Raw genomic sequence first — 2,669 nt, 5'->3', positions numbered from 1 at the left:
ATGGGTCGGGCGCGCCACAGGAACTGATCGTGGTCGGCATGGGCAAGCTCGGCGGGCGCGAGCTCAACGTGTCGTCCGACATCGACCTGATCTTCGTTTATCCCGAGGACGGCGAGACCGACGGCGCCAAGTCGATTTCCAATTTCGAATTCTTCACCCGCCTCGGCCGCGCGCTGATCAACGCCATCGCCGAGCCGACCGAAGACGGCCAGGTGTTCCGCGTCGACATGCGCCTGCGGCCCAACGGCGATTCCGGCCCGCTGGTCTGTTCCTTCGACATGCTGGAGAACTACTTCGTCACCCAGGGCCGCGAATGGGAACGCTACGCCTGGATCAAGGCGCGGCCGCTCACTGGCAACAGCGCCGGCGGCCGTCATGACGAGCTGCAGGCGATCCGCCGCCCCTTCGTCTTCCGCAAGTATCTCGACTTCGGCGCCATCAACGCCATGCGCGAACTGCATGCGCAGATCCGCCAGGAAGTGGCGAAAAAGGACATGGCCGACAACGTCAAGCTCGGCCCCGGCGGCATCCGCGAGATCGAGTTCATCGCCCAGGTGTTCCAGCTGATCCGCGGCGGGCGCGACCCCGCCTTGCAGGTCAAGCCGACGCTGCGGGTGCTGGCGCTGCTGGCCGCGCAGGGCCTGCTGGCGCCCGAAGCGGCGACCGAGCTGGCCGCCGCCTACGAGTTCCTGCGCCGCGTCGAACACCGCCTGCAATACCTCGACGACGCGCAGACGCACATGCTGCCGACCGGCGACGAGGACCGCGCGCGCGTCGCCCGCGCCATGGGCTACGGTTCCTTCGACGGCCTGCTGGCCGAGCTGGACGACCACCGCGCCGCCGTGGCGCGGCATTTCGAGGCCGTGTTCGCCGACCCCAACCGCGGCGAGCACAAGCTGGCCGGCATGTGGCGCGGCGCCGGCAGCGAGGAGCAGGCTGAGGAATTCGCCAACCTCGGTTATCGGCAGCCCGGCGAGGCCGCCAAGCGCGTCGCCGCCCTGCGTGCCGGGCCGCGCTACCAGCAGCTTGCCGCCGGCATCCGCGAGCGCTTCGACGCCCTGGTGCCGCAGCTGATCCAGGCCGCGGCCGAGATGCCGAATCCCGACGCGACGCTGTCGCGCAGCCTCGACCTGCTCGAAACCATCTCGCGCCGCGCCGCCTATCTCGCGCTGTTGCAGCAGTACCCGCAGGCCCTGCGCAAGGTGGCCGAGCTGGTCAGCAGCTCGACCTGGGCCGCCGAGTATTTGCAGCGCCATCCGATCCTGCTCGACGAGCTGCTCGACCCGCGCCTGCTCGACGTGCTGCCCGACTGGAGCGGCGTGCGCGCGCAACTCGCCGCCCGCCTGCAAGAACTGGAGCCCGACACCGAGCGGCAGATGGACCTGCTGCGCGAGACCCACCACGCCCAGGTGTTCCGCCTGCTGGCGCAGGATGTGGCCGGGCTCTACACCGTGGAGAAACTCGCCGACCATCTTTCCGAACTGGCCGACATCCTGCTCGACGCCGCCTTGCAGCGTGCCTGGCTGAAGATGCCCAAGCGCCACGTCGAGACGCCGAAGTTCGCCGTCATCAGCTACGGCAAGCTGGGCGGCAAGGAACTCGGCTTTGCCTCCGACCTCGACCTGGTCTTCCTCTACGAGGATCCGGCGCCCGAGGCCGGCGAGAACTACGGCCGCCTCGGCACGCGGTTCAACACCTGGCTCTCGGCGCAAACGGCGGCCGGGCAGTTGTTCGAAACCGACCTGCGGCTGCGGCCCAATGGCGATTCCGGGCTGGTGGTCAGCTCGATGGAATCCTTCCGCAAGTACCAGCTCGAATCCGCCTGGGTCTGGGAACACCAGGCCCTGACGCGGGCCCGCTTCTCGGCCGGCGATCCGGCCGTGGGCGAGGCCTTCGAGAAAATCCGTTGCGAGGTGCTGTGCCAGCAGCGCGACCTCGAGAAGCTGCGCGCCGAGATCGTCGAGATGAGGCAGAAGATGATGGACAGCCACGCCACGCGCGGCGACCTGCGCGACAGCGTGTTCGACCTCAAGCACGATCCCGGCGGCCTGGTCGATGTCGAATTCATCGTGCAATACCTGGTGCTCGGCTACTCGCACGCCCACCACGAACTCACCGGCAACAAGGGCAACATCGCGCTGCTGAAAATGGCGGCCGATGCCGGGCTGATTCCCGCCGATCTGGCCGAGACCGTGCGCAACGCCTACCGCGATTACCGCCGCATGCAGCATGGATTGCGCCTCAACGGCACCAAGGCCCGCGTCGCGCCCGAAGAAGTCGGCGCCCGCGTCACGGCGGTGCGGGAGTTGTGGCGGCGGGTGTTCGGCGATTCCTGAAGCCGGATGGGTCGGCGGGCCCTTGCGCTGGACGGGTAATTGACGTTGGCGTATTCTGTTTGCAAACAAGTCGATCAGGCTGTTGCTTGGCGCCGGGTAGGGGCGAAAGGTTTAGGGGGCACTAAAAATGACCAGGGACCTGATTCCTCTCTGCTCAGCATTGTCCAGGCTACCGCGAAATGGGGGCGCCTCTGATGGATAGTTTTCCGTCTCGTAGGCAGCCGACTTAAGGTCAGATTGCTCGGGAGTTCTCGATGGGGAACGTTTCAAATAGAGCGTGTCCAATTTGCAAACTTGATGCAAAGGATGTTCGCGTTTGTGACTACGGCGAGC

The 2,669-nt window shown here is 66.7% G+C and carries 1 protein-coding gene; it reads left to right on the top strand.

Annotation, left to right across the window (positions count from 1 at the left end; all coding sequences use genetic code 11):
• Positions 1-2,336 (top strand): bifunctional [glutamate--ammonia ligase]-adenylyl-L-tyrosine phosphorylase/[glutamate--ammonia-ligase] adenylyltransferase (glnE, locus tag WC493_RS23330; RefSeq protein WP_373069061.1); only part of this gene is annotated, 2,336 nt, incomplete at its 5' end.
• Positions 2,337-2,669 lie beyond the last annotated feature (333 nt).

This window comes from Zavarzinia sp. (genome assembly GCF_041650655.1).
Taxonomy (GTDB): Bacteria; Pseudomonadota; Alphaproteobacteria; order Zavarziniales; family Zavarziniaceae; genus Zavarzinia.
The sequence above is the reverse complement of the archived record's forward strand: the minus strand, read 5'-3'. Positions and strand labels throughout refer to the sequence as shown.